This window comes from Devosia yakushimensis (assembly GCF_030159855.1).
Taxonomy (GTDB): Bacteria; Pseudomonadota; Alphaproteobacteria; order Rhizobiales; family Devosiaceae; genus Devosia; species Devosia yakushimensis.
The window spans coordinates 930,629-957,551 of sequence record NZ_BSNG01000001.1 but is presented as its reverse complement, the minus strand read 5'-3'; the positions used below and the strand labels follow the sequence as shown (position 1 = coordinate 957,551).

23 protein-coding genes are annotated in these 26,923 nt (G+C 63.1%); 11 read left to right on the top strand and 12 right to left on the bottom strand.

The window, feature by feature from the left end; translation table 11 throughout:
* Positions 1-30: 30 nt before the first annotated feature.
* The 7 genes from QQL79_RS04555 to QQL79_RS04525 all read left to right on the top strand — a co-directional run bounded on the left by QQL79_RS04555 (position 31) and on the right by QQL79_RS04525 (position 6,403).
* Positions 31-942, top strand: a complete 912-nt coding sequence (locus tag QQL79_RS04555) for a homoserine O-succinyltransferase (protein WP_284388355.1) — start codon at positions 31-33, stop codon at positions 940-942.
* Positions 943-1,052: 110 nt separating this feature from the next.
* Positions 1,053-1,688 (top strand): TetR/AcrR family transcriptional regulator, encoded by a 636-nt coding sequence (locus tag QQL79_RS04550; RefSeq protein ID WP_284388353.1) that lies wholly within the window; start codon positions 1,053-1,055, stop codon positions 1,686-1,688.
* Positions 1,685-2,218: a GFA family protein gene (locus QQL79_RS04545; protein ID WP_284388350.1), complete on the top strand. Its 534-nt coding sequence runs from the start codon at positions 1,685-1,687 to the stop codon at positions 2,216-2,218. Before QQL79_RS04550 ends, QQL79_RS04545 begins: the two co-directional genes overlap by 4 nt.
* Positions 2,219-2,416: 198 nt before the next feature.
* Positions 2,417-3,895, top strand: a complete 1,479-nt coding sequence (locus QQL79_RS04540; RefSeq protein ID WP_284388347.1) for an alkaline phosphatase — start codon at positions 2,417-2,419, stop codon at positions 3,893-3,895.
* A 130-nt stretch (positions 3,896-4,025) separates the two neighbouring features.
* Entirely contained in the window at positions 4,026-4,469 is a 444-nt protein-coding gene (locus QQL79_RS04535) for a hypothetical protein (protein WP_284388345.1), read from the top strand.
* Positions 4,470-4,475: 6 nt separating this feature from the next.
* A complete protein-coding gene (locus QQL79_RS04530) occupies positions 4,476-5,159 on the top strand; it encodes an ABC transporter ATP-binding protein (RefSeq protein WP_284388343.1) in 684 nt (227 codons plus the stop codon).
* Entirely contained in the window at positions 5,156-6,403 is a 1,248-nt protein-coding gene (locus QQL79_RS04525; RefSeq protein ID WP_284388342.1) for an FtsX-like permease family protein, read from the top strand. Before QQL79_RS04530 ends, QQL79_RS04525 begins: the two co-directional genes overlap by 4 nt.
* 18 nt (positions 6,404-6,421) lie before the next feature.
* Here QQL79_RS04525 and QQL79_RS04520 read toward each other — a convergent pair whose 3' ends face one another.
* A complete protein-coding gene (locus tag QQL79_RS04520) occupies positions 6,422-6,901 on the bottom strand; it encodes a copper chaperone PCu(A)C domain-containing protein (protein WP_284388340.1) in 480 nt (159 codons plus the stop codon).
* Between the two features lie 125 nt (positions 6,902-7,026).
* Between QQL79_RS04520 and QQL79_RS04515 the strand changes: the two genes are divergently transcribed.
* Together QQL79_RS04515 and QQL79_RS04510 are read left to right on the top strand one after the other, a co-directional pair.
* Positions 7,027-8,478: a YcjX family GTP-binding protein gene (locus QQL79_RS04515; RefSeq protein ID WP_284388338.1), complete on the top strand. Its 1,452-nt coding sequence runs from the start codon at positions 7,027-7,029 to the stop codon at positions 8,476-8,478.
* Entirely contained in the window at positions 8,475-9,491 is a 1,017-nt protein-coding gene (locus QQL79_RS04510) for a YcjF family protein (RefSeq protein WP_284388336.1), read from the top strand. Before QQL79_RS04515 ends, QQL79_RS04510 begins: the two co-directional genes overlap by 4 nt.
* Before the next feature lie 200 nt (positions 9,492-9,691).
* On the opposite strand, the gene QQL79_RS04505 is transcribed toward QQL79_RS04510, so the two are convergent.
* Positions 9,692-10,117, bottom strand: coding sequence for a winged helix-turn-helix transcriptional regulator (locus tag QQL79_RS04505; protein ID WP_284388334.1), 426 nt, complete (start codon positions 10,115-10,117; stop codon positions 9,692-9,694).
* Positions 10,118-10,212: 95 nt separating this feature from the next.
* On the opposite strand from QQL79_RS04505, the gene QQL79_RS04500 reads away from it, so the two are divergent.
* Complete coding sequence (locus QQL79_RS04500) at positions 10,213-10,785, top strand: NADPH-dependent FMN reductase (RefSeq protein WP_284388332.1); 573 nt, start codon at positions 10,213-10,215, stop codon at positions 10,783-10,785.
* Positions 10,786-10,912: 127 nt separating this feature from the next.
* On the opposite strand, the gene QQL79_RS04495 is transcribed toward QQL79_RS04500, so the two are convergent.
* The 10 genes from QQL79_RS04495 to QQL79_RS04450 form a co-directional block, all read right to left on the bottom strand.
* Entirely contained in the window at positions 10,913-11,233 is a 321-nt protein-coding gene (locus QQL79_RS04495) for a 2Fe-2S iron-sulfur cluster-binding protein (protein WP_284388330.1), read from the bottom strand.
* A gap of 94 nt (positions 11,234-11,327) precedes the next feature.
* On the bottom strand, positions 11,328-12,353 hold the full coding sequence (locus QQL79_RS04490; protein WP_284388329.1) for an NAD(P)/FAD-dependent oxidoreductase: 1,026 nt from the start codon (positions 12,351-12,353) through the stop codon (positions 11,328-11,330).
* 143 nt (positions 12,354-12,496) lie between these two features.
* Positions 12,497-13,771 (bottom strand): phosphoadenylyl-sulfate reductase, encoded by a 1,275-nt coding sequence (locus QQL79_RS04485; protein ID WP_284388328.1) that lies wholly within the window; start codon positions 13,769-13,771, stop codon positions 12,497-12,499.
* Entirely contained in the window at positions 13,758-15,416 is a 1,659-nt protein-coding gene (locus QQL79_RS04480) for a nitrite/sulfite reductase (protein ID WP_284388327.1), read from the bottom strand. Before QQL79_RS04480 ends, QQL79_RS04485 begins: the two co-directional genes overlap by 14 nt.
* Entirely contained in the window at positions 15,403-15,726 is a 324-nt protein-coding gene (locus QQL79_RS04475; protein WP_284388325.1) for a DUF2849 domain-containing protein, read from the bottom strand. Before QQL79_RS04475 ends, QQL79_RS04480 begins: the two co-directional genes overlap by 14 nt.
* 4 nt (positions 15,727-15,730) lie before the next feature.
* A complete protein-coding gene (gene cysG, locus QQL79_RS04470) occupies positions 15,731-17,122 on the bottom strand; it encodes a siroheme synthase CysG (protein WP_284388323.1) in 1,392 nt (463 codons plus the stop codon).
* A gap of 336 nt (positions 17,123-17,458) precedes the next feature.
* Positions 17,459-17,779: a 2Fe-2S iron-sulfur cluster-binding protein gene (locus QQL79_RS04465; protein ID WP_284388321.1), complete on the bottom strand. Its 321-nt coding sequence runs from the start codon at positions 17,777-17,779 to the stop codon at positions 17,459-17,461.
* Positions 17,780-17,863: 84 nt separating this feature from the next.
* Positions 17,864-19,036, bottom strand: a complete 1,173-nt coding sequence (locus tag QQL79_RS04460; protein ID WP_284388319.1) for a class I SAM-dependent methyltransferase — start codon at positions 19,034-19,036, stop codon at positions 17,864-17,866.
* Positions 19,033-20,634, bottom strand: coding sequence for a peptide chain release factor 3 (locus QQL79_RS04455; protein WP_284388317.1), 1,602 nt, complete (start codon positions 20,632-20,634; stop codon positions 19,033-19,035). Before QQL79_RS04455 ends, QQL79_RS04460 begins: the two co-directional genes overlap by 4 nt.
* A 148-nt stretch (positions 20,635-20,782) precedes the next feature.
* A complete protein-coding gene (locus QQL79_RS04450; RefSeq protein ID WP_284388316.1) occupies positions 20,783-21,169 on the bottom strand; it encodes an Hpt domain-containing protein in 387 nt (128 codons plus the stop codon).
* 360 nt (positions 21,170-21,529) lie between these two features.
* Between QQL79_RS04450 and QQL79_RS04445 the strand changes: the two genes are divergently transcribed.
* Entirely contained in the window at positions 21,530-26,920 is a 5,391-nt protein-coding gene (locus QQL79_RS04445) for an apolipoprotein A-IV repeat region-like domain-containing protein (protein WP_284388314.1), read from the top strand.
* Positions 26,921-26,923 lie beyond the last annotated feature (3 nt).

Genomic DNA, 26,923 nt, shown 5'->3' with positions numbered 1-26,923 from the left:
TTTCCGATCATTCTCGCTTAAGAGGCTGATATGCCTATACGTATTCCCGACGACCTGCCTGCCCGCAAAACCCTCGAGGACGAGGGCGTCTATGTGATGGATTCCACGCGCGCCGCGCGGCAGGACATCCGCCCGCTCGAAATCGGCCTGCTCAATCTGATGCCCAACAAGGAGCGCACCGAGACCCAGTTCACCCGGCTGATCGGCTCGACGCCGCTGCAGGTGGACCTGACCCTGGTGCGCATCACCGATCACCAGTCCAAGCACACCTCCGAGGATTACCTCAAGACTTTCTACAAGACCTGGGAAGAGGTGCGGACCAAGAAGTTCGACGGCTTCATCGTCACAGGCGCCCCCATTGCCAATATGCCCTTCGAAGAAGTGCGCTACTGGCCCGAAATGCTCGACATCATGGAGTGGACCAAGACCAATGTGCACCACACCATGTTCATCTGCTGGGGTGCCCAGGCCGCCCTGCATCATTTCCATGGTGCAAAGCGCTACCGCATGGACAGCAAGGCCTTCGGCGTGTTCCGCCATCAGGTGACCAATCCGCGCTCGCCCTTCCTGCGCGGCTTTTCGGACAGCCCGATGATCCCGATATCGCGCTACAACGACATTGATCGCACGACGCTCGGGGAAAATCTCGAAGTGCTGATCGACAATGCGGAGATCGGCGTCTCCATGCTGGGCGATCTCAAGCACCGGGCGGTCTATTTCCTCAATCACCTCGAATATGACAACCGCTCGCTGGCTGACGAATATGAGCGGGACGTCAAATCGGGGCTGGATACCCCGCCCCCCGCCAATCTCTTTCCCAATGGCGACACCAGCGCCATTCCGGAAAATCGCTGGCGCAGCCACGCCCATCTGCTGTTCCAGAACTGGATCAACGAGATTTACCAGACCACGCCATACGAGCTGGAAAAGATCGGCGAATAGCAACGAGCCGGCCCTGCGAGGGGCCGGTTTTTTGTTGGCTTGAATGCGACGGCCCAGCGCACAGCGTGGGCGAGGATTGACACATACCAACCGTATGGTATGTATATGCCATGTCCAGACCCACAAAGCACTCACCCGAACGCGGCAATGCACGAACCCGGCTCCTCGAGGCGGCGCGGGATATCATCCGTGCCAAAGGCTTCGCGGCGACAAGCGTCGACGATCTCTGCGTGGCGGCCGATGTCACCAAGGGCGCGTTCTTCCATCACTTCGGCAGCAAGGACGCTCTGGGCGTCGCCGCCGCCGATTTCTGGACCGAAACCAATACCGGCTTTTTCGGGGCGGCGCCCTATCACGAACCGGCAGATGCTCTGGAACGCGTTCTCGCCTATGTCGCCTTCCGCAAGGCAATCATCATGGGCGAGCTGGCCGAATTCACCTGCCTGGTCGGGACGATGGCGCAGGAGGTCTATGCGACCTCCCCCGCCATTCGCGATGCCTGCGGCCACAGCATTTTCAGCCACGCCACTACGCTCGAAGCCGATATCGAGACCGCCCGCCTGGAACGCGGCATCACGGCGGCCTGGACCGCTGAAAGCCTGGCCCGTCACACCCAGGCCGTGCTGCAGGGCGGATTCGTGCTGGCCAAGGCGGCCAACAACCCCGAGCTGGCGCGGGAAAGTCTTGATCATCTGGACCGGTATATCCGGCACCTGTTTCACGTCATGGAGGAGGATATAAATTGAGCGAAACGATCATTGGATGCAGCTGCGGGCAAACACGGCTCGCAGTGGAAGGGGCTCCGATCCTGGTATCGGAATGCCTCTGCAATAGCTGCCGGGCGGCCGCACAACGCCTCGCCCGGCTTCCCGGCGCCCACAATATGCTGACCCCACATAACTCCACCCCCAGCGCGGAATATCGCAAGGATCGGGTCCGCATTGTCTTCGGCGCCGAACACCTGAGCGAATTCCGCCTGTCGGCCGATGCCGGCTCGCGCCGCGTCGTCGCCACCTGCTGCAATACGCCGCTTTTCCTGGAAATGAAGGGCGCCCATTGGCTGAGCGTCTATCTTCACCTGTGGCCCGAGCAAACCCGGCCAAAAGCGGAACTTCGAACCATGACCGGCGACCTGTCCGACGCCTCGGGCCTGCCCGCGGACATGCCGAACCTCAAAAGCCACACGGTCGCGTTCTATGCAAAACTGCTGGGCGCATGGATCGCCATGGGCTTCCGCAATCCCAAGATCGAGGTCCCGGGCAAGATCGCGGCCTAACCGGTCCATAGCGGCCGCCTCAAGGGAAGGGCATGCGCGCCCTTCCCGATATCCGCAAAACGTCATGCCGTTACATCACCAAGTGATCGTAACGTTATGACGTTACTACTTTTATGTGTCATACCACTCGTCTAAGGGTCGAACATATCGGCCGGATTTCAGAGCTGGCCGTAGCGTCCAACCACGAAGGTGAACACCATGGTCAAGCTCTCACGGGCTCTTTTCGCTGGCGTTTCAACGCTTGCCCTGACTCTGCCGGTCCTGGCTCAGTCCGCTCTGCCGCAGGCCAACGACAGCTACTTCCTGGCCGCCCAGGAAGCGCTGGTCGCCAAGGAAGCCATCCAGCCCAATACCGGCAAGGCCAAGAACGTCATCATGTTCATCGTTGACGGCCTTTCCATCCCCACCATCACCGCTGCCCGCATCCACGAAGGCCAGCTGGCCGGCGTCGACGGCGAGTCGCATTCGCTGGCTTTCGAGCAGCTGTTGCCGCACACCGCCCTGGTCAAGACCTATACCCATGACAGCCAGGTCGCCGACTCCGCCCCCACCGCCACCGCCATCACCAGCGGCGTCAAATCGCTGAACGGCACGATCGGTGTCGACCAGACGGCGGCGCTGGAAGATTGCTCCACCCAGGCCGGCGCCACCACCAAGTCGATCTTCGAGCAGGCTGAAGAAGCCGGCCTTGCCACTGGCATCATCTCGACCGCCCGCATCACCCACGCGACCCCTGCCGCTGCCTATGCCCACACGGTCGGCCGCGACTGGGAAGCCGATACCAACCTGCCCGAAGACGCTGTCGGCACCTGCAAGGACATTGCCGCCCAGCTCGTCGACTGGTCGTTCGGTGACGGCTTCGAAGTGGTGTTCGGCGGTGGCCGCGCCAATTTCATGCTGGAATCGCAGGCCGATCCGGAAGACGCCACCCGCACCGGCGCCCGCAAGGAACGCGATCTGGTCGCCGAATGGCAGGCCAAGCACAATGATGGCCAGTATGTCTGGAACAAGGAACAGTTCGACGCGCTCGACGCCTCGACCGCTCGCGTTCTGGGCCTCTTCAACGGCTCGCACATGCAGTATGAAGCCGACCGCGCCACCGATGCCGGCGGCGAACCCTCGCTGGCCGAAATGACCGTCAAGGCCATCGATATCCTCAAGCAGAACGAAGACGGCTTCGTGCTGATGGTTGAAGGCGGCCGTGTCGACCACGCCCACCACGCAGGCAATGCTGCCCGCGCCCTGACCGACGCCATCGCAGCCTCCGAAGCCCTCAAGGCTGCCTATGACGCCGTGAACCCGGAAGAAACCCTCATCCTGATCACTGCCGACCACAGCCACGTCTTCTCGATCGCCGGCTACCCGACCCGCAATAACCCGATCCTGGGTATTGCCGGCGAAGGCGATGACGGCAAGCCCTACACCACCCTGGGCTATCTCAACGGCCCTGGTGCCACCGTTGACGAACCCCGCGCCAATCTGACCGATGTCGACACCACCGATATCGACTTCCTGCAGCAGGCGCTGATCCCACTTGGTTCGGAAACCCATGCCGGTGACGACGTCGCCATCTTCGCCCAGGGCCCGCAGGCCTATCTGTTCGACGGTGTCATCGAGCAGAACATGATCTACCACGTGATGGCCAAGGCCATCGGCCTCAACGCCGCTGCCAAGTAAGCTGACGGCTGCAAGAAAATTGGACCGCCGGAGCAATCCGGCGGTCTTTGATCACTTTTCTGTGCCTGTCACGATGGCCCCGAAGGCCATTTGTTAGCCTCGGATTACGTTTTCAGCGAAAGGGAAGATCATGGACCGACGCAATTTCGTCACCAGCTTTGCAATTGCCGGAGCCGCACTGAGTTTTGCCGGCGTCACCACGCCTGCCCGCGCCGCCGTTCCCGACCTGCGTTTCCGCGACATGTATCTGCGCGGCAAGGAGCTTTCGCCTCAAGCTATCGCCCTGCAGGGCCAGCGCATCGAGATGACCGGCTATATGGCCCCGCCTCTAAAGCCCGAAATCGACTTCTTCGTGCTGACCAAGACGCCCATGGCCACCTGCCCCTTCTGCGACGACGCCGCCGACTGGCCCAATGACATCGTGCTGTCCTATGCCACCACGCCGCTGGAATTCGTGCGCTTTTCCAGCCTGATCCGGGTGGAAGGTACGTTCGACACCGGCATCAAGACCGATGCCAATACCGGCTTTGTCAGCTTCGTCCGCCTGCTCGACGTTTCCTATCGCAGGCTCTAGATCATTATGCCGGGACTGCCTCTGGCCATCTCCGGCCTCAAACTTGCCTTCGGACATGACGCCGTCATCGACCTGCCGCAGATGCGGATCGCCCCGGGCACTCTGACGGTGCTGTCGGGACCTTCGGGCTCCGGAAAATCCACCCTGCTCTACCTGCTGTCCGGATTGCTCCGCCCGGCGAGTGGAGAGATCGATTGGGCCGGCACCGATATCGCGGCCCTGGCCGAAGGCCGGCGGGACCGCTGGCGGCGGGACCATGCCGGCTTCATCTTCCAGGACTTTCACCTGATTCAGGAACTGAGCCCGCTCGACAATGTCATTGCTTCAGCTTGGTTTTCGGGCTTCTCCGCCGCTCCGCTCAAGGCCCGCGCCAGGCTGCGCCTCGATACGCTCGGGGTGCCGCATGAGCGGCGGCGGACCAATCTTCTATCCCGCGGCGAACAGCAGCGCGTCGCCATTGCCCGGGCGCTGATCGGCAACCCGTCCATCATCTTTGCCGACGAACCCACTGCCAGCCTCGACGCCAAATCGGGCGAAGGCGTCATCGGCATCCTCCGGCAATTGGCGAGCGAAGAAGGTCGCACGGTCATCGCAGCCACGCACGATCCGGCGCTGCTGGCGCTCGCCGATACGGTGGTGCGGCTCGATCATGGGCGGCCGATGACAATAGACAGCAAAGCGCCGGCATGAACCCCTTCCCCATCGTGTGGGCCTCCCTGCTCCGCAACCGTTTCACCGTGATCCTGTTCATCGTGGTCGTGGCGCTGGCCGTGGCCCTGGGCATTGCGATTTCGGCCCAGGAACGCGCATTGCGCGTCGGCAGCGCCCGCGCGGCTGACCGGTTCGATCTGATCGTGGCGGCACCCGGCAGCTTCAACGACGTGCTGTTCTCGGTGGTCTATCTCAATCCCACCGCGGTCGAACTGCTCGATCCCACTGTGACGCGAGCGCTGCTCGCCGAACCCCAGGCCGACTTCGTTGCCCCAATCGGCTTTGGCGACAATATCGATGGCGCTCCCGTCGTGGGCACCATCGCGCCCTTTGTCGAGCATCTGTCGCAGGGGCTCGCGGAGGGGCGCAGCTTTACCGCGATCAACGAGGCAGTGGTGGGGGCTCTCTCGCCACACAGGCTGGGGGATAGCCTCGCCGTCAGCCACGGCCATGGCGCGGGTGGGGGCGGCGATGCTGACGATGCCGCCGACGCATTGGAGGCGGGCGGCGAGGCTCCGGACCATGGTGACCACGACAATCTCACCGTTGTGGGCCGTATGCAGCCCACCGGCACGCCCTGGGATCGCGCCATTGTCGTGCCCATCGAATATAATTGGGTGGCCCATGGTCTGGGTACCGGGCACGCAGCGGGCGACACTCATCTGGGCCTGCCCTTTGATGGCGATGCCTTGCCCGGCTTGCCCGCCATCGTGGTCAAACCAGCCAATGTCGCGGCCGCCTATGGCCTGCGCGGGCAATATCGCACGGCGCAATCCACCGCTTTCTTTCCCGCCGAGGTGTTGGTGGAGCTCTACGCCGTATTGGGCGACGCCACCGCCATCATGAGCGGGCTGACGCTGGCCGCCCAGGCGCTGGTGATCGCGGCCATCCTCGCCGGCATCGTCGCCATTCTCGACCTGCAGCGGCAGCGCTTTGCCGTGCTGCGGGCGCTGGGCGCATCGCGCAGCTTCATTTTCGTGACGGTCTGGGTCTATGTCGCGGCAATGATCGTGACCGGGGCCCTGATCGGGCTGGTGCTGGGCTGGGGGCTTGCCGCAATCGTATCCGAACTGCTGGCGCAAAATACCGGCGTCGCCATGCGGGCCACCATTGGCGGCCGCGAGCTTGGACTGGTAGGCGCATTGGTGGCGCTGGGGCTGGCGCTGGCGACAATTCCGGCGCTGTTGATCTACCGGCGGCCGGTAGTGGAGGCCCTGCGCTAAGGCAGGACCTCGCCAAGTCTAGTGACTATGCCCGGCATGGCTATGCTGGGTCGCATCCGCGGCCTCGATTTCGACATGCACGGTCACGTCGCCCGCCGTGGCGAAATGCACCGTCAGCTCGAAGTCACCGCCCTGCTCCAGATCCTGGGTAAGACCAGTCAGCAGGAGCCCCAGGCCATTGGGGTCCAGGTCGAAATCACCGGCGGGAATATCCACCGCGCCGACCTCCTGATAGCTGGCTTCACCGTCGCTGAGCGTCGCGCCGACGATGGAAACGCTGGCCGCAGCGGCGGTGCTGGCGCTCTCAAGCTTGTCGGCGGCACCCTCATTGACGATTTCCATGAAGACCAGCGTATCGGCGCCGGCCTTGGCCGCACGCGCCCAGGGATGAACCAGAGTGATCGCGCCGGCGCTCACCTCATGAACGTGATCCTGCGCCAAGGCTGGCAAAACGCTACCGGACAGCAGGACCGCCGCCAGAACCATCGTCAATCGCATGGGATGCTCCGTAATAAGATAACATATTGCGGTCTAGCGAACCGACAAGACATCCCCGTGACAGCAAGAGCGCTTGAACCGCCTGCGCAAAGCCCTATCTTGCAGCGGTCTGACCAGGAGTGCGCGTGCCCCAATCTCCCACCACTATTGTCGACGAACTGGGCATCGCCCTGGCCAATCTGACCGACGCGGCAACCGGCGCCTTCACCCCGACATTGCGGCTGGGCGTTACCGGTCTCAGCCGGGCCGGCAAGACCATTTTCATTACAGCGCTGGTGCATAACCTGCTCACCGGCGGCCGCCTGCCCGGCTTCACGCCCTTGGCCGAGGGACGCTTTATCGGCGCGCGGCTAGCTGAATATCCCGATGCGACAATTCCCCGCTTCGCCTATGAACGGCATCTGGAAGCGCTGACCGGCAAGACGCCCGTCTGGCCCGACAGCACGAGGCAGATTTCCCAGCTGCGCATCGTGCTCAAATACCAGTCCAAACACTGGTATTCCGGGCTGCGCGGCCCTTCGACGCTCAATCTCGATATTGTCGATTATCCCGGCGAATGGATTCTTGATCTGCCGCTGCTGGGTCTGTCCTTTGCCGAATGGAGCGCCGAGGCGCTGGAGCGCGCCCATCGCCCCGGATCGGGCAAGGAGGCCAAGCCGTTCCTTGAACTGCTGGGGTCGATTGATCCGCACAAGGAGGCCAATGATCCCGATGCGGAAAAACTGGCCGCCGCCTTTACCGATTATCTCCGGCGCAGCCGGGAACATGGGGCGCTGTCCACCCTACCCCCAGGCCGATTCCTGCTGCCCGGTGATCTTGAGGGCTCGCCCGCGCTGACCTTTGCGCCTCTGCCGCCTTCGGACCAGCGGGCGCGCTCATCGAGCCTTTATGCCATGCTGGAGCATCGCTACGAGGCCTATAAGGACCGCGTGGTGCGGCCTTTCTTCCGCGATCATTTTGCCCGGCTGGACCGGCAGGTGGTGCTGGTGGATACGCTGCGGGCACTCAATGCCGGGCCGGCTGCCGTGGCCGATCTGGAGACGGCGCTGACAGCGGTGCTGTCTTGCTTCCGGCAGGGCGAGAGCAATGCACTGCTGCGACCCTTTACGCGCAAGATCGACCGGATTCTCTTTGCCGCGACCAAGGCCGACCATGTGCATCACACCAGCCACGACCGGCTGGAGGCGATCCTCAACCGGCTGGTCGCCAGCGCCAGCAAGCGGGCGCGCTTTGCCGGGGCAGAAACCAAATCCATTGCGCTGGCCGGCATTCGGGCAACGCGCGAGGGCAGCATTGTCGAGGGCGGCGAGACGCTGCCCACCATTATCGGCACGCCCATGGCGGGCGAAGTGCTGGATGGCACCAGCTATGACGGCAAAACCGAAATTGCTTTGTTTCCCGGCGACTTGCCGGAGCGGCCGGATTCATTGTTCGAGGATGGCACGCCCGTGGCGCTGAACTTCCTGCGCTTCACCCCGCCGCAAAAACTCGACCGCAATGCGGCCGGCGACGTGGTGCTGCCCCATATCAGGTTTGATCGGGCGCTGGATTATCTGGTGGGAGATTGGCTCGCATGAAACGCCCCATTGCCCGCCCGACCGCGACCATCACCGAGGATAGCGAGGCGCTGCGCGTGCCGCGCGCCTTTGCACCGGCCAAGGTGGAGATTGCCGAAATCGACTTTGACCCGGCGGTGGATGAAACCCTCGCCGCGCCACCGCCCCGGCCCATGGGCTGGCTTGGGCGGCTGGCCTGGACCACGGGCGGCGTGTTGCTGTCGGCCGGGCTGGGGCTGGCTACCGACCGGCTGATCCGCGACCTGTTCGAGCGCAATGAATGGCTGGGCTGGGCCGGGATCGGTGTGCTGGTGCTGTTCGTGTTGGCGGTGGTGGTGCTGGCGGCGCGGGAAATGTTTGCGCTGCGGCGGCTGCGCGTGCTCGATCATTTGCGGAACGACGCGGCTGCCGCGACGGCCGACAATGACCAGCACAAGGCAAAGCATGTGGTGGAGCGGCTGGAAGGTATTTATGCCGCGCGGCCTGATCTGGCGCGGGCGCGACAGCATGTGGCCGATAACCTGCCACATCTGTTTGACGGGCATGAAGCCATTGCGCTGGCCGAGCGCAGCCTGATGGCGCCGCTCGATGCGCGGGCCAAGACGCTGACGGCGGCCTCAGCCCGGCGAGTGGCGCTAGTGACGGCGGTGTCGCCGCGCGCCTTGGTCGACATTGCCTTCGTGATCTATGAGAGCATTCGGCTGGCCGGGGCGATTGCGGCGCTCTACGGGGCCCGCCCAGGCTTTTTCGGCTCCTGGCGGCTCACCGGAGCCGTGCTGGCGCATCTGGCGGTGACGGGTGGCCTGGTGCTGACCGATGGCATTGTCGAGCAGCTGATAGGCCAGGGGCTGGCGGCCAAACTCTCGGCGCGGCTGGGCGAAGGCGTGGTCAACGGCTTGATGACGGTTCGGGTGGGGATCGCGGCGATGCGCGTGGTGCGGCCGCTACCGTTCGAGACGCAGAAACAGCCGATGGTGCGGGATTTTATTCCGGAATTGACGAAGGTGACGGCGGAGGCTGGGAAGGCGGGTTAGGCAACCCGTCCGCTGGTGCTTGCGGAAGCAACCCCTCACCCTGACCATTCTTCTGGACGAAGAATGATCTGTCCCTCTCCCACAAGGGGCGAGGGTTGGCTCAGTGCCTCTCCATCCCACCGAGCCCCTTCCCCCTCGTGGGAAAAGGTGCCCACAGGGTCACCGAATTCGCGTTTGCGAATTCGGTTGGGATGAGGGGCTTACTCCGCCGCCAGCAGCGGCGGAGCCTGTAGCGCCACCCGGCCCCTGGGTTTGGGCATGGCGTCGGGGTGTTCGTCGAAATAGCGCATCCGGGCAGCGATGACTTTGGGGCGGTTGTCCAGCGCCCAGGCGCCAAGGGCCTGGAGCGGCTTTTGCAGGTCACGGCCCAATTCGGTCAGTTCGTAATCGACCCGCGGGGGAATCGAGGGCGTCACGGTGCGCGTGACGAAGCCATCCATTTCCAGATCGCGCAGGGTTGCAGTCAGCACTTTCTGGCTGATGCCGCCAATCTCCCGCTTGATTTCGCCAAAACGCAGCGGGCCGTCGCTGAGCTTGTTGATGATCAACACGGTCCATTTGCCGCCGATCTGGTGCAGGATTTCGCCGACCGGGCGGCAATCGTTATGGGGATCAACTGGTTTCATTTTAGTGCCTGTCGTATCGCAAAAGTGCCGTCTTGCGGCGGATGAGACAGTCACTCATATAGCGTCAGTCTCTAACGGATACCATAGGGTCCATCATGAAAACCGTCGCCGTCCTCGTTGGCAGCCTGAGCCCCAATTCCATCAATCGCAAGCTGACGCAGACGCTGGAGAAGCTGGCGGGTGGCAAGCTGAAGTTCAATTATGCCGATCTGGGCAGCCTGCCCCATTATGACAATGAGCTGTGGAGCAACCCGCCCGAGGCGGTCACCCAGTTCAAGCAGCTGGTGGAAGGCGACGATGCCGTACTGATCGCCATGCCCGAACTCAACCGCTCCTTCCCCGCGCTGATCAAGAACGCGCTGGACTGGGGTTCGCGGCCCTGGGGGCAAAGCTCCTGGCATGGCAAGCCCACGGCGCTGATTGGCGCTTCGGTTGGCGCCGTTGGCACGGCAGCCGGCCAGGGCCATTTGCGGTCCATCCTGCCGGTCTATGGGCTGATCGTGATGGGGCAGCCGGAAATGTATTTCACGATGAAGCCGGGGCTGATCACCGATGAGCTGGAAGTGACCGACGAGGCAACGGCGACGTTCCTGTCGGGTTGGACGGATAAATTTGCGGCGTTCATCGAGCGCTATGGCGATGTCGCTCTGGACGTTGCGGCGGAATAGGTCGCATCCACCGTCACCACCCGGCTTGTCCGGGTGGTCCATGCGGAGGACAGATGGATTGCCCGGACGAGCCGGGCAATGACGACCGCAAGGTTATCTGGGTGGCAATGCCGCGTTGCGTCCAGCCTCAATCCTTGGCGGCGCTGGGGGCCAAAGTGAGCTTGAGGCCATCCAGTGCGTCGCTCATTAGTATCTGGCAGGAGAGGCGCGAATTGGAACGGACGTCGCCCACCGAATCCAGCATATCCTCTTCTTCGTCGCTGGGGGCGCCCACCGCGTCCATCCAGTCCTTGTCGACATAGACATGGCAGGTGGCGCAGCTGAGCGCGCCGCCGCATTCGGCCTTGATGTTGAGGCCCCAGTCACGGATCACTTCCATCGCGCGCCAGCCCTCGAGCCCTTCAAGCTCGTGGACGTCGCCGGCCTGGTCGGTGACTTGGATTTTCATGGGCGCTTCCTCAACTCTTGGGGCGTCCATACCCCTCTCCCGGCCTCCCCCGCAAGGGGAAGGCGGTGCTGGCAATAAAACCGCGATGCGGGAATTAGGCGACGCCCAGCTTCTTCTGCAGCTTGGTGGAGCTGGTGGTGTATTGGAACACCACACGCTCATCGGGCGAGACGATCTTCTTGGCGGCCTGGGCCATCAGCGCCGCTTCGTGGAAGCCAGAGAGGATCAGCTTGAGCTTGCCTGGATACCAATTGATGTCGCCAATGGCGAAAATGCCGGGCACCGAGGTCTCGAACTTCTCGGTATCGACCTTGATCGTGTTGTCGTTGAGCTCAAGGCCCCAATCGGCCACCGGGCCCAGCTTCATCGTGAGGCCGAAGAACGGCAGCAGGCGCGTGGCGGGCACTGAGAGATCACCGGCATCGGTGGTCAGATGCACATGGTTGATCTGGCCATTTTCGCCATCGAGCTTGCCGATCTGGCCGAGCAGGAAATTGATCTTACCCTCGGCCACCATTTCCTTCATCTTGTTGACCGAAGCCGGCGCGGCCTTGAAGGCATCGCGGCGGTGCACCAGGGTCAGCGAGCGCACGATAGGTTGCAGGTTAAGCGTCCAATCCAGCGCTGAATCGCCGCCGCCGACAATGACGACGTCCTGATCGCGGAAATCATCCATCTTGCGGACGGAATAGAACACCGACTTGTTCTCGAATGCCTCAATGCCCTCGACCGGCGGGCGCTTGGGCTGGAATGAGCCGCCGCCGGCGGCGATGACCACCACCTTGGCGTGGAAAATCTCGTCGGCATCGGTTTCCAGCTTGAACGAGCCGTCTTCCTGCTTCTCGATGGAGTTGACCATGCGATTGAAGTGGAACTCGGGCGCGAAGGGGGCGATCTGGGCCATCAGATTGTCGGTCAGATCCTGGCCGGTCACCACCGGGAAGCCAGGAATGTCGTAGATCGGTTTTTCGGGATAGAGCTCGGCGCACTGCCCGCCGGGGCGGTCCAGAATGTCGATGAAATGGCATTTGAGGTCGAGCAGTCCGAGTTCAAAGGCCGCGAACAGCCCGCAGGGGCCCGCGCCAATGACGACGACATCGGTGGTGATCTCAGTGCTCATGCTTTTCTCAAAGTCCGTTCTTGCCGAGGTTTGACTATACCTCGGTGTCCCGCATCCACGGGAACCTCTGTTTCAGCAACGGGGGTTCCCGCTTTCGCAAGACCAACCCGGTGGGTTAATGTGACAAACCCGCTCCACTTACCTCAATGGGCGCGGCGAAGGAAGGGGCGCGTGCCGGCGGGGACTTCGGTAATGCCCACGGGCTGGTAGAACAGCGCCACTTCTGGCAGGCGGTTCTCGATCAGGGCCTGGCGGGTCGGCTCGTGGGAGACGACGAAGGCATTGAAGCCACAGCGGCGCATCAGCGGAATCTGATCCTGAAGCACATCGCCTATCGCCCGGATTTCATTGCCATATCCGTAGCGCTCGGCCAGCAGCCGGCCCACCGAATAGCCGCGCCCATCGGTAAAGGCGGGGAATTTGATGGCGATGGAGGCAAAGCGAGCGAGATCGGCCTCGGCATCCTCGATCCGGTCGCCCGGCACGATCAGCAGGCCCAACGGATGCGGATTGGCCAGCACGGCGTCGCGATTGGCCAGGAACACGGAAAGCGGCACATGCTTGTAGCTGACGCTCGCGGGGTCGTCGCCTTCGGCCCATTCATGGAACGGGTCAGCGATGAAGGCGCCATCCTTCCAGAGTGTGTGTTTGGTGGCGGCAGTCATCGGCTTGGCGATCGCTCCGTTGAAGTCGAAATGGATGCCGCACTCTTTTTTGTTGAGGCCGCGCCACCGGCCGGCACGCGGGTCCTCGCCCTCGGCAACCACCGAGGTGCAGGGCGCGCAGCCGATCGACTTGTAGCCCTTAGCGAAGAGCGGGTGCTCGGGCAAGCCGTGGTCGATCTTGTATTGGTTGACATCGGCATCGGTGAAATAGGCCAGCGGATTGACCTTGATGCGATCATCACTCGTCAGCTCGAAATGCGGCAGCACGCCGCGTTCCTTGGTCTGGAAGCGCTTGCGGCCCGTGACCCAACCACCATATTGCTCGGTGACCGGCTCAAGCGGCTCGGTCTTGCGGATATGGCAGCATGAATCCGGGTCGGTTTCCCAGAGATCGCCTTTGGGATCGAAGCGCTTCACATCCTCGGAATTGGGGTGGAGGGCATGCACATTGATCAGGCCGAGATGCTTTTTGAGCGTTTCGACATAGTCCAGCGTTTCGCGGAAATGCTTGCCGGTTTCGAGGAAATAGACCGGCAGACTCGGATCGACCTGCGCGACGAGGTGCAGCAGCACGGCCGAATCCGCACCGAACGAGGAGACAATAGCCAGATCGCCCACGAGGATTTCGCTGGCGGCCTGCCGCAGGACACCAACGGCGTCCATCTCGTCGAACATGCCGTTGAGGGCGAGAATGCCGAGGGCGCGCAGCTTGTCGTGCCCGGCGGGGACCGGGGCCAATTTAGGCAGTGCCATAGAGGGCCTCCTTGAACGGGGCTTCGCCCAGGCGGCGATAGGCGGCGATGAAGCTTTCATCCGCGCTGGTCCGCTTGGCGATATAGGTATCAACCAGCGTTTCGATGGCGCCGGGGACCGCATCGGCCTCAAAGCCGGGGCCGATGATTTTGCCGACGGAGGCGTGCTCGGTGGCGTCGCCGCCCAGGGTGATCTGATAGAGTTCGCCGCCCTTTTTCTCGACGCCCAGAATACCGATGTGACCGACATGGTGGTGGCCGCAGGCATTGATGCAGCCGGAAATCTTGATCTTGAGATCGCCGATTTCGGCCTGCCGCTTGGGTTCGGCAAACTTGCGGCTGATTTCCTGCGCGATGGGGATCGAACGGGCGTTGGCCAGGGCGCAGAAATCAAGGCCCGGGCAGCAGATCATGTCAGTGATCAGCCCGGTATTGCCTTCGGCGAGGCCGGTGGCGACCAGCGCGTCATAGACGGCGCGGAGGTCGGCAATGGCGACATGGGGCAGGACCAGGTTCTGCTCATGGGTCACGCGCAACTCGTCGAACGCGTAGCGCTCGGCGATATCGGCAATGTCGTCCATCTGCTTATCGGTGGCATCGCCCGGGGCGCCGCCAACAGGCTTGAGGGAGATGGTGACCGAGGCATAGCCGGCTTCGCGATGCGAATTGATATTGTGGTCGAGCCAGCGGCCATAGGCGGGATCGATGATGGACTGATAGGCCACATCGATCTTGGTGGCCGGTTGCGCCTTGAAGGACGGCGGCGCGAAATAGGCCGTGATGCGGTCCACTTCCTCGGACGGCAGGGTCAAAACGCCACCGCGCACCTCGGCAAACTCGGCTTCGACCTGCCCCTTGATGGTCTCAAGGCCTTCTTCGTGCACCAGGATTTTGATGCGCGCCTTGTACTTGTTATCGCGGCGGCCATAGCGGTTATAGACCCGCATGATGGATTCCAGATAGGCCAGCAGGTGCTCATTGGGCACGAAGCTGTTGATCAGCTTGCCGATCATCGGCGTACGGCCAAGGCCACCACCAACCCAGACTTCCCAGCCAATTTCGCCGGCCGCATTGGTGGCGGCCTGCAGGCCAATATCGTGGAAGCGGATGGCGGCGCGGTCATTCGGCGCGCCGGTGATGGCGATCTTGAACTTGCGCGGCAGATAGCTGAATTCGGGATGCAGGCTCGACCATTGGCGCAGGATTTCGGCAATCGGGCGCGGGTCGATGATCTCGTCGGCGGCAGCGCCAGCGAAATGGTCGGCCGTGACATTGCGGATGCAATTGCCCGAGGTCTGGATGGCGTGCATCTCGACCGAAGCCAGCTCCTCCAGGATCACCGGAATGTCCTTGAGCTTGGGCCAGTTGAACTGAATGTTCTGCCGCGTGGTGAAGTGGCCATAGCCACGATCATAGGTGCGGGCGATATGGGCAAACTTGCGCATCTGGCGCGACGACAGCGTGCCATAGGGCACGGCGATGCGCAGCATATAGGCGTGCAATTGCAGGTAGAGCCCGTTCATCAGCCGCAGGGGGCGGAACTGGTCTTCGCTCAGCTCGCCCGAGAGGCGACGCTTGACCTGATCGGCAAATTGGCTGGTGCGGCCCGCAACGAAAGCCGCGTCGAATTCGTCATATCGATACATGACCGTCCTCATCCAGATGCTGGCGGTCGTAAATCTCGCCGTTCAATGTCAGGGGCGCGGTGGGGCCCGCCGCCCGAATACGTTCGCGCAAGCGCTTGGGGACGATTTGGCCGTCCGCCTGGCTCACTTCCTCGATTTCAAGGCTGATGACGCGGCCACCGGCCTTGGTGGCCACCAAAGCAGCATCGCGCTCGGCAGTCTCTTCCTTGCCGAACAGACGTGCGGCTTGCAGGTCCTCGACCCAGTTATTGTGGGCGTCGAGATAAACCGTCCCGCCCGATGTCAGCTCATTGCCGGTCAGAATTTCCATGTCGTCACGCTACTTTGAAGCTCATACCGGTGAGCTGGGCAGCCTCTGCCCAATCACCGGCCTCAACGGCTTCGCCTACGAAAATGATTGCCGGACCATCGGCAAACGCCACGGCATTGGCCGCCAGCGTTCCCAGAGTTCCAGAATAGGTGGATTTGTCGGCCCGGCCGGCATTGACCACGATGCCGATGGGCAGCGCGGCACTGGCGCCCTGCTCGATCAGGCGGGCGGCGACCGCGGGGGCGATGGACTTGCCCATGTACAGCGCCAGCGTCAGGCCGGACTGGGCGAGAGCGGCCCAATGGGTGAGGTCGCTATCATCGGCGCCATGGGCAGTGGCCATCACGAAGCCGCTGGAGACTTTACGCAGCGTGACCGGGGTGGCGGTATCGGCGGCAGCGGCAAGGGCGGCGCTGACGCCGGGCACGATCTGATAGGGCACGCCGGCCTTGCGCAGAGCGGCGATTTCTTCGCCGGCGCGGCCGAAAATCATCGGATCGCCGGATTTGAGGCGGGCGACCTTTTTGCCCTCTTTGGCCAGGCGAACAATCAGCGTGTTGATCTGGGCCTGCGAAAAGCTGTGATGGCCCTTGGCCTTGCCAACCGAAATCTGCTCGGCATCGCGGCGGCCCATCTGCACCACGGCATCCGGCACCAGCTGGTCATGCACGATGACATCGGCTTCCTGCAGCAGACGCTGGGCGCGCAGGGTGAGCAGGTCTTCCGAGCCCGGACCAGCGCCGATCAGCCAGACGACGCCGTGTGCCTGGGCATCGGCATGCTGGGCCAGCAGGGTTTCGGCGGCGTCAGCGCCCTGCCCTGCAGCTTCGGCGGCTTCGATGGCGGGCGAGGTCACCAGCGCCTCATAGAACCGGCGGCGGGCGGCGCCATCGTGAATCAGGCTCTCAACCTTGTGGCGTAAACCACCGGCGAGCCTGGCGATTTTGCCAATGCGGGGCGACAGCATCGCCTCAACACGAGCACGCACAAGACGGGCCAGCACCGGGGCATCGCCTTCGGTGGAGATGGCGACGGTGAGCGGCGCGCGATCAACGATGGAGGGGGTGTAGAAATCGCATTCGGCGGGAACGTCGACCACATTGAGCGGGATGCTACGGGCGCGGGCTTCGGCCTTGGCACGGTCCGCGGCGGCGCTTTCCTCGGCAACGAAAACCAGGGCGGTATTGTCGAGATCGGCGGCGATGAAATCGCGCTCGATCAGGGTGACGGAAAGGCCGGAAAAATCGGCTGCGATCTGTTCGGATATAATCACGACCTGAGCGGTCGTCTTAGTCACCAGCCGGGCTTTGTTGAGGGCTTCTTCACCACCGCCGACGATGACGATGCGCAGACCCTGTACCTTGTAGCTCAACGGAAATGTGTTGAGATAACCCATTGGAACCCTGTTGTGAGTGGCGGGCAAAATAATCCACTCCGGCCCACATATACAAGGCGTTGAAATTCAATAGCTTTTATATTTCCCTAGCAAGGCGTGGCGCAGAACGCCGACAATGGGAATACCACAAACCCGCTAAATGAATCTTTGCGCCGGAGATGCGGAGAAAATTTTACTCTCGGGATATGGCTGCGATGTTCTCACAAACACGGTGTCATTCCGGCGCAGGCCGGAATCCATGCTGTGTTCTCTCCACACAGGCCATGCTGGGATAGCCTTCAGCATGGATCCCGGCCTGCGCCGGGATGACATCGTGGGTGGGGTAGCTTTGGAGTTCTAACCTTGGCGGCTCGGCACGTGGACGACCAGGCCGTCGAGTTCATCCTTGACCTTGATCTGGCAGGACAGACGGCTATTGGCCCGCACGTCGAAGGCGAAGTCGAGCATGTCTTCCTCCATGTTGGACGGGCCGCCGACCGTTTCGGTCCAGGCGTCGTCGACGTAAACATGGCAAGTAGCGCAGGTGCAGGCGCCGCCGCATTCGGCGATAATGCCCGGAATGCCGTTCATGATGGCCGTTTCCATCACGGTGGCCCCGTTCTGGCCTTCGGTCTCGATGCGTTCGCCGTCCTGCTGGACGTAAGTGATCTTGGTCATGGGTCTCGGGAGAGCTTGCTGTTGCATCAGCATATAGCCGTTGGCGTGGGATTTATAAACCCACAGCTTGGAAAATCGCCGGAGCTACAGCCCTAGCAGACCTTCCAGGTAATGCCGCTCTATGCCGAACATGGCCTTGGTTTCACTTATCTGCCTGAGAATCGCGTCGCGATCGCGGCCGACGCGGCCGTCTTTTTCGGCGACGATCAGGTTGTTCTTGGGCGTGTGGGCGTCGGAGACGAACTCGAAAACCTTGGTGCGGTAACCATTTAGCTCGAGATAAAGGGCACGGAGGGCATCGGTGACCATTTCGGCCTGGCGCTCCATGAAAATGCCGTGGCGGAGCAGGATCGACAACTTATCCTCGGGCTTTCCGGCTTCCATCTGGCGGCGGATTTGCTTGTGGCAGCAGGGCGCGACGGCGATCAGCGAGGCACCGGCAGCGATGCCCTTGTAGATGGCGTCGTCAGTGGCCGTGTCGCAGGCATGCAGCGCAATGACGGCGTCGGCGCCAGTCGCGTCGGAATCGAGGATGGTGCCGGGCTGGAAGTTGAGACCCGAAAAACCAGACTGGGCGGCGGTCGCATTGCCGTCCTCAACCAACTTGTCGCGCATTTCGACGCCGACGATCTCGGCGGGGCGCTTGGCGACATTGGCGAGGTAGTCATAGAGCGCGAAATCGAGATACCCCTTGCCCGCCCCCATATCGACGATGCGGGGTTTTTCCGCCTTGATCGCCTGAATCAAGGGGGCAAAGATTTCGACCATCTTATTGATCTGGCGGAATTTATCCTGCGCGTCGTTGCGCACGACGCCGTCCTTGCCGGTGATGCCAAGGGCATGCAGGTATGGCTTATTGGTCTCGGCCAAAGGACGGTTCTTGGCGCGGTTGTGGTCGGTCGAGGGGGCTTCACGGCCGGCGACTTCGGTGCGCTTGAGGCGGATTTTGTCGCCATTGCGCTCGAAACTCAGATCGAACTCGGTGGTGGCGAGCTGAGCGCTGCGGAACTCGTCCTTGAGGGCAATGCGCAGATTGCCCAAGGCCTCGGGCTGGATCTGGTTTTTGATGATGTCGCGGGTTTTGTAATGGAAGGTGAAGCTGAACTTCTCCACCCCCTTGGCGACGATCTTCTTGACGTCGATGGATTTAAGATCGGCTTCGCCGCCGTGATAGCCAGCCAGTTTCAGCTTGACCAGCGTGTTGCCGGCAAAGGCCGATTTCACTGCGCTCAGGAACTCTTCGATACGGTCGGTCAATGCCGTTCCTTCGTGGTGAGGAAGCGGATCTTCGGGAAATCCTGCTTGGCGCGGTCGGCCCACCAGGCGTTTTGCGCGAGGAAGACCGGGGCACCGGTGCGGTCCTCGGCAATATTCATCTTCTGGGCGGCGATGAAGCGTTCCAATTCCTTGGGATCATCACTCTCGATCCAGCGGGCCACTTCATAATTGAGGCTCTCAAAGGTGATCGGCACGCCATATTCCTTGGCGACGCGCGACGACAGCACTTCGAGCTGCAGCTGGCCGACAACGCCCACGATCCAGTCGGCGCCGACGACGCGGCGGAACACCTGGGTGACGCCTTCTTCCGACAGGTCGGAGAGGGCCTTGGCCATCTGCTTGGTCTTCATATGATCGGTGAGGCGCACGCGGCGGATGATTTCCGGGGCGAAGTTGGGAATACCCGTCACATTGATCGTCGCGCCCTCGGTGAGGGTATCGCCGACAGAAAGCGTGCCGTGGTTGGGAATGCCGACGATATCGCCGGCCACAGCCTGCTCGGCCAGTTCGCGGTCATTGCCGAAGAAGAACATCGGGTTGGACACGGCCATGTCCTTGCCCGAGCGCACATTCTTGAGGCGCATGCCGCGGGTGAAGGTGCCTGAGCATAGGCGAACAAAGGCGATGCGGTCGCGGTGGTTGGCGTCCATGTTCGCCTGCACCTTGAACACGAAGCCGGTGACCTTTTCATCGGCGGGCTCGATGGGTGCGGGAATGGCCGGCTGCGGACGCGGCTCGGGGCCCCATTCGCCCAGCGTGCGCAGCAGTTCGGCCACGCCAATGCCCTTGAGGGCCGAGCCGAACAGCACGGGGCTGAGATGCCCGGCATGGAAGGTGTCGAGATCGAAGGGCGGCAGCATGGCCGTGGCCATTTCGAGGGTTTCGAGCGCGGTCATGAAGACGGGGTCTTCGATGAGCGCGTCGTTGTCGAGCAGGTCTTCGATGGCATTATATTCGGCAATCGGCTTGCCCTGGGGGTTCAGCACGCGCTTTTCCAACAGGTCGAGATAGCCGTGGAAATCCACCCCCTGCCCGATCGGCCACAGCACAGGCGTAAGATCGAGCGCCAGCTTGCCCTGGATTTCGTCGATCAGATCGAGCGGGCTGAGGCCCTCGCGGTCCACCTTGTTGATGAAGGTGATGATGGGGATGTCGCGCAGGCGGCAGACTTCGAACAGTTTGAGGGTCTGCGCTTCGATGCCCTTGGCGGCGTCGATCACCATGATGGCTGCGTCGACGGCGGTCAGGGTGCGATAGGTATCCTCGGAAAAGTCCGAGTGGCCTGGCGTGTCGAGCAGGTTGAGCGTCAGCCCGTCATAGTCAAAGGTCATCACCGATGAGGTGATGGAAATGCCGCGCTGCTGCTCCATTTCCATCCAGTCCGAACGCGTCGAGCGCGTGCCGGCCTTGCCACGCACCGCGCCGGCAGACTGGATCGCGCCGGCAGCGGCCAGCAGCCGTTCGGTCAGCGTGGTCTTGCCCGCGTCCGGGTGCGAGATGATCGCGAAGGTCCGGCGGGTGCGATAGGGCTCAGTGATGGCGCGAGACGGCGTCTCGGCGGCGAGGGACATGCTCATGGAAACTTGCCTTTGGGCGCCCGGCACTGCGGGCTGCGAAGCGCAACAAATATTGGGCGCTCTATAGGGGAAGGCAAGGGTGGTGGTCAAATGGAGGTAGAGAGAAGGAACAGAGTTCCTGCTTTCGCAGCGGAGCAGCACTAGGCCCCTACTCCCGCCCCAGCACATCCCCAATAAACCCGCTCGCCTCTTCCACCGCCATCTTCAGATCGTCGATCTGTTCAACCTCGATGGCCCGACCTGCCCTGGCGTCCGCTTCCATTGCCTTGGCCAGGTCGGTGATCGCGAAGGCGCCGACGCCGGCGGCTGCGCCCCTGATCGTGTGGAGGGCAAACAGCACCTCGTCGGGCGCGGTGGCGGCGAGGAGCCGGGCGAGGTAGGTTTTGATCGTGCTGTCGAACAGATGCAGAATTTCGCGTTCAAGCCCGGCATCGCCCAGGCATTGCTTGGCCAGATGCACCAGATCGATGGGCCGGGCTGGCCGCCTGGCCGGTTTGGCGACATCGCGATCGAGCGCCGAAGACCTTTGGGCCATCCACCCCAACTCCTTAACAAGACGGGCTCGCGAGAGTGCCAAGCCGAAACTGCAGCAGAAGCTTAAAAGCCCCGGGTGAACGGCTGATTAAGCCACATCTTCGCCGTTCTTTGCCGGTTTTGATGCGCCTCGTTCTCCCCAAAAAATTAACCTTTGGGTAAGAAAGCATTCGGTTTGAGTAAAATTGAATGTATGTATGTGTTTTGAACCAGCGCGCGGCGGCGATGGTGCGGAAATAATGCGGCGCATTTGCATCGAATTGTTTCCATTTGACCACCAGCCCGGAAACAGGTTGGGGGTTACCACACCGCCAACTTGCCGCCCTATCGCTGTGAAGTCGACGCGAGAGTAGTAAAGAGTATGGCGCAGAATTCGACACCCCCCAACGATCCCGCCGCCCTGGCTTTTTCTGCCGTTGAAGACGCGCTGAAGGATTCGGTGTTCAATATCGACAGCACGCCGGAAAAGGCGCCTGAAAAGCGCGCCGCCGACCCTGCCCGCTCCGAACGCCTGCGCGCCGCTGACAAGATCGCCCAACAGGCCGGGGCCGTCGCCAATGACGACCGCTTCCCCACGTCGAAACTCCTCTATAGCCTGCAGAACCGCTCATCTTCCGCGCCGACCTGGGTTGCCCTCGCGCTCTCGGTCATCTGGCTTGTTGCTTCTGGCTCGGCCGGCTATCTGCGCTATGGCAGCCAGCTTGCCAATTTCGGCCAATTTGCCGGCACCATCGATTTCATCGCACTTGCCGCCATCATGATCCTGCCCGTGCTGGGCTTTTTCGGTGTCGCCACGCTGTTCCGTCGCGCCCAGGACCTGCGCAACGCCGCCTCTTCGATCACCCAAGCCGCCATCCGCCTGGCCGAACCCGAGGTCACCGCCGCCGACAAGGTCGCTTCGGTGGGCCAGGCCGTGCGCCGCGAAGTCAACGCGCTGGGCGATGGCCTGGAGCGAGCCCTCTCGCGCGCAGGCGAACTCGAAGTGATGATCCACAACGAGGTCACCGCGCTCGAACGCACCTATTCAGACAATGAATCGCGCATGCGCGCGCTGATTGCCGAGCTGGCCAGCCAGCGCGAAAGCGTTCTGACCAATACCGAGCGCGTGCGCGAGGCGATCACCGAGAGCCATACGGGCCTGGTGTTTGATCTCGACATGATCAGCCAGCGTATTTCCGGAACCATCGTGGAAAGCGGCGGCAATTTGACCCGCGCGCTTGAAACCGCCGGCAATACGCTGACCAACGCCTTTGGCGAACGCACCGAAGGCTTCGTGTCGCTGGTGGACAACCGCACCACCGACTTCATTTCGGCGCTGGATGACAGCGCCGGCCGCCTGTCGCTGACCTTCGACGACAAGACCGCGGCCATGACCGGCGCCCTCGACGAACGCGCCGGCACGCTCAATTCCGGTGTCGAAAGCCGCATTGCCGCGCTGACCGATGCGCTCGACGGCCACGCCGCCACCATTGCCGCCGCCATGGACGAGCGCACCCGCCTGATCGAGGAGCGCACTGGCGCCATCACCGGCAGCTTCGAAGATCGCACAGCCAATCTCGCGGGCCTGCTGGAAGGCACCAGCGGCAAGATTGCCGACGCGCTGGATAGCCGCACGGGCGAGCTGGCTTCGGCCCTCGATGCACGCACCGAAAAGCTGGCTGGCCTGCTGGACGGCACGACCGGGCGTCTCTCTGAAACGCTTGATGATACGACGGGCCGCCTCGCCGCAGCGCTGGACGAGCGCACCACCACCATTTCGGGCTTGCTCAGCGACGGCAGCACGTCACTGCTGGGCCAGCTACGCGATCGCGGCCATGAAGTCACCGGCGCGCTGGACCTGATCGGCCAGAAGATCGCCGATGACATTTCCGGCCGCTCGCGCGAAGCCGAGGTGCTGCTCAACGCCCTCACCCGCCAGCTCGATGAATCGGTTTCGATCCAGCTCAACGCCATGGATAGCCGCCTGCAATCGGCACTGATCGAAATCAATGGCGCGCTGGACGATACTTCCGACCGTGCTCGCATCACGCTTTCCTCGGCCGGACAGGATTCGCTCAGCCAGTTCGATGCGCGGCTGACCGAAATCGCCGCCATTCTCGATACCCGCCTGGGCACGCTGGACGGCGTCATCGGCGACAAGGGCGATAGCCTGATTGCCCGCCTCGAAGCACAGGGCACCAGCTTTGCTGCTCGCGCCAATGTGCTCGAAATGGCGCTCAACGAAGAATCCGGCCGCTTTGACAGCGCCATCAGCGAAAAGACCCGCGAACTGGGCGAAGTGCTGGGCGCCAAGGCCCGCGCCATCACCGAAGATTTCGGGACGCGCAGCAGGGCGCTCTCCGATGCGCTCGACAGCCATGCCAGCCTCATCTCGGGCACGCTGGACGAACGCACCCAGAAGCTGGACGGCATTCTGGCCAGCCGCGCCGGGGAAATCACCAGCGCCCTCGACACGCGCGCGCTGGAACTGGACGAAAGCCTCAGCACCCGCGCCAGCGACATGAGCGAAGCCATCCGGGTCCGCAGCCAGGAACTGGGCGACGCGCTCTCGACCGGCACGTCCGAATTCGACCTGGCGATCTCGGGTCGCACCCAGCGCCTGGCCGATACCCTCTCGGAACGCACCTCTGCCCTCTCGCTGGAAATCGAATCCCGCACCGGAAGCCTGGCCAGCCAGCTCGATGAACGCACCGAAGCGCTCACCACCCAGCTTGCCGACCGCACCGAGCTGTTCGCCAGCCAGTTGACCGATGGCACGGCTAACCTGACTACGGCGCTCGACGAACGCTCGGCTCAGTTGCGCACCACCCTCGACAGCGGCACCCAGCAACTGGCGCAGGCCGTGGGCACCCGCACCCAGGCGCTCAGCGAAGCCCTGGGCCAGCGCACCCAGGCACTCAGCGACACGCTCGAAACGCACACCGCCTCGATGGGCGAAACCATCGGCCTGCGCACAAGCGAGCTGGCCGACACCATCGCCCAGCAGGGCGAAGATGCTCGCGCCAAGATCGAATCCTCGCTGCAGAATGTCACCGACACGATGAGCGAGCGCGTCACCACCATGTCGGACATGATCGCCGAGAAGGTGGCCGAGGTGAACACGCATCTGGGCACGGGCCTCGACAGCGCCATCTCGCGCATTTCCGATGCCGAATATGGGGTCACCGCACGGATCGATGCGGCCAGCGCCACGGTGGGCGAAAGCGCCCGCAAGGCCGCCGACCTCATCGAGAGCGGCGTCAATTCGGCCCGCCGCGCCATCACCGACATGGTCGACCAGCGCCTGGGCACCCTGCCCGAGGCCATCACCGCCCGCGCCGACATCACGGCCGAGCGGCTGGCAGCTCTCAATGCCTCAATCAATACTTCGATCACCCAATCCATGGCCGATCTCGAAGCCGGCGCCGACCGGATCGAGGAAACCATCGCCACCCGCATCACGGCGGCAACGGAAAATATCGCCACCGACGTGACCGCCACGGCCGACCGCATGGACGGCGCCGTGCGTGGCGTGCTGGACCTGATCCGTGCTGCCGCGGGCAATATCGACCAATTGCTGACAGTCAAGGCACCCGACGCCGTCGGGTCTATCGAAACCCGCCTGACCGATATCAACCGCTCGGTCGAAGAGCACACCAATGCCTTCGCCGCCCTGGTCAGCGACCGCTCCGACCAGCTGCAGAATGCCCTGCTCAGCCATGGCAACCTGCTGCGCGACGCCCTGGGCGAAAACGCCAAGGAAGCCGAGGCCATCATGGCCGTCTCGACCTCGCGCATCCTCACCGATGTCACGGCCGCCCTGGGCAAGCTCAACGATTCCAACCTGCTGCTGCAGCGGGTGCTCGATGCGTCGACGGCGAACCTGGCCAACCTCGAAACCTCAGTCGCCCAGCAGACCTCGACCTATTCGACCACCATTCGCGATGCCATCGGGCAGACCGAGCAGGCCGGCGTCATGGTCAGCCAGCATGTGGGAGCCTTGCAGTCCACCATCCGCTCGATGGTCGACGAATTCTCGACCGTCCTCGGCCGGCTCGATACCGAAGCGGCCAATATGCAGCAGGTTTCGACCGCGCTCAGCTCCACCAGCGAATCCGCGCTCATCACGCTGGAAGATCGCCGGGGCGCCATGGATGCGCTGGCCCAGAGCTTTGCCAGCCGTGCCGACGATATCGACGGCCGCATGCGCATGTTCGCCCAGTCGATCGCCGATACGGTCAACGATACCGAACGCCGCCTGATCGGCGCCCGCCGCGCCATGGACGAAGCCCTGGCGGCAACCACCGGCACCGTTGCCGAAACGCTCGAAGCCACCACCGCCACGATCACCGAGGCCATCCAGTCCTCGACGGCCGATGTCAACGACGCGCTCTACCAGACCAATGAGCGGTTCACGACAACGCTGTCGACCAATGCTGCCCAGGTGGATGGCGCGGTGCAGCGCGCCGCCGATGCTGCCGCCAATGCCCTCAACCAGACGGCATCCTCCGTCCGGCTGGCGCTCAGCGACCAGACCAGCCAGGTCAACAATGCCCTGGAAGAAAATGCCACCAAGGTCAGCGACGTGCTCGCCTCGACCGCCGGCAATGTCACCGATGTGCTGACCACCACGACCAGCACGCTGGCCGACACCATTGCCGACTCGACCGCTTCGGTGCGCGGGGCCATTGCCTCCAATACCGGCCAGTTGCGCAACGCCATCGACCAGACCACGGGCACGTTCCGTCAGGCGCTGGACGAGACTTCGGGCGAAGTCAGCAGCCGTCTAGGCGATTTCCGCGACAGCGCCGATGCCGAGGGCCGTCGTGCCAATGCTGCCCTGCAGCAGGCCCAGCAGCAGATGATCGGCGAAATGCAGAAGGCGATGGAAGAAGCCACTCAGCGCTTCAACGACACTGCCCGCGCCATGCGCCAGACGGCCAAGGAAGTGGGCAGCGAACTCGAAGCCACACGCGCCGAACTGGCCCGCGGCGTCAACGAGCTGCCCGAGGAAACCCGCGCCAGCGCCGCTGCCATGCGCCGCGTCGTGGCCGAGCAGATCGAAGCGCTGAGCGAACTCAATGCCATCGTGCGCAGCCAGCCGGCGACGCTCGACCTCAACGACCGCCGCCCGCCACAGCGCCCTGCCCCGCGCCCGGAGCCTCGCGCCGAAGCACCGGCCTATCAGCCCCCGCGCGACACGGGCTACCGTGAGCCGCCCCGTCAGACGCTGGTCGATCCGATCCGCACGGCAGAACCGGCCCGCCGGCCCGAGCCTGTGCGTCAGCCCGAACCTGCCCGCGCCGCCGCCCCGCAACGCGATGTCGACGCCCAGGCAGCCGTTGAAGCCGATGCCGCGCCGCAGGGCGAAGGCGGCTGGCTGCGTGACGTGCTGCGCAATGCCACGGCCAAGCAGGCCAGCGCCCAGCAGCCGCAGGCCGGCCTTTCGGGCCTGACTGACGAGATCGCCCGTGCCATCGACGACGGCGCCCTGGCCGAAGCCTGGGCCCGCTATCAGGCCGGGGAATCCAACGTGTTCTCGCGCCGCATCTATACGCTGACCGGCCAGGGCACCTATGACGACGTGCGCAAGAAGCTGCAGCGTGAACCCGACTTCGCCCGCACCGCGCAGGCCTATATGAGCGAGTTCGAACAATTGCTGAAACGCGCCGCCGCCGGCCCCCGCCCCGCCGCCGAAACCCGCGAATATCTGCTGAGCGATCGCGGCAAGGTCTACACGACCCTGGCCCATGCCAGTGGGCGACTGAGCTGAGGC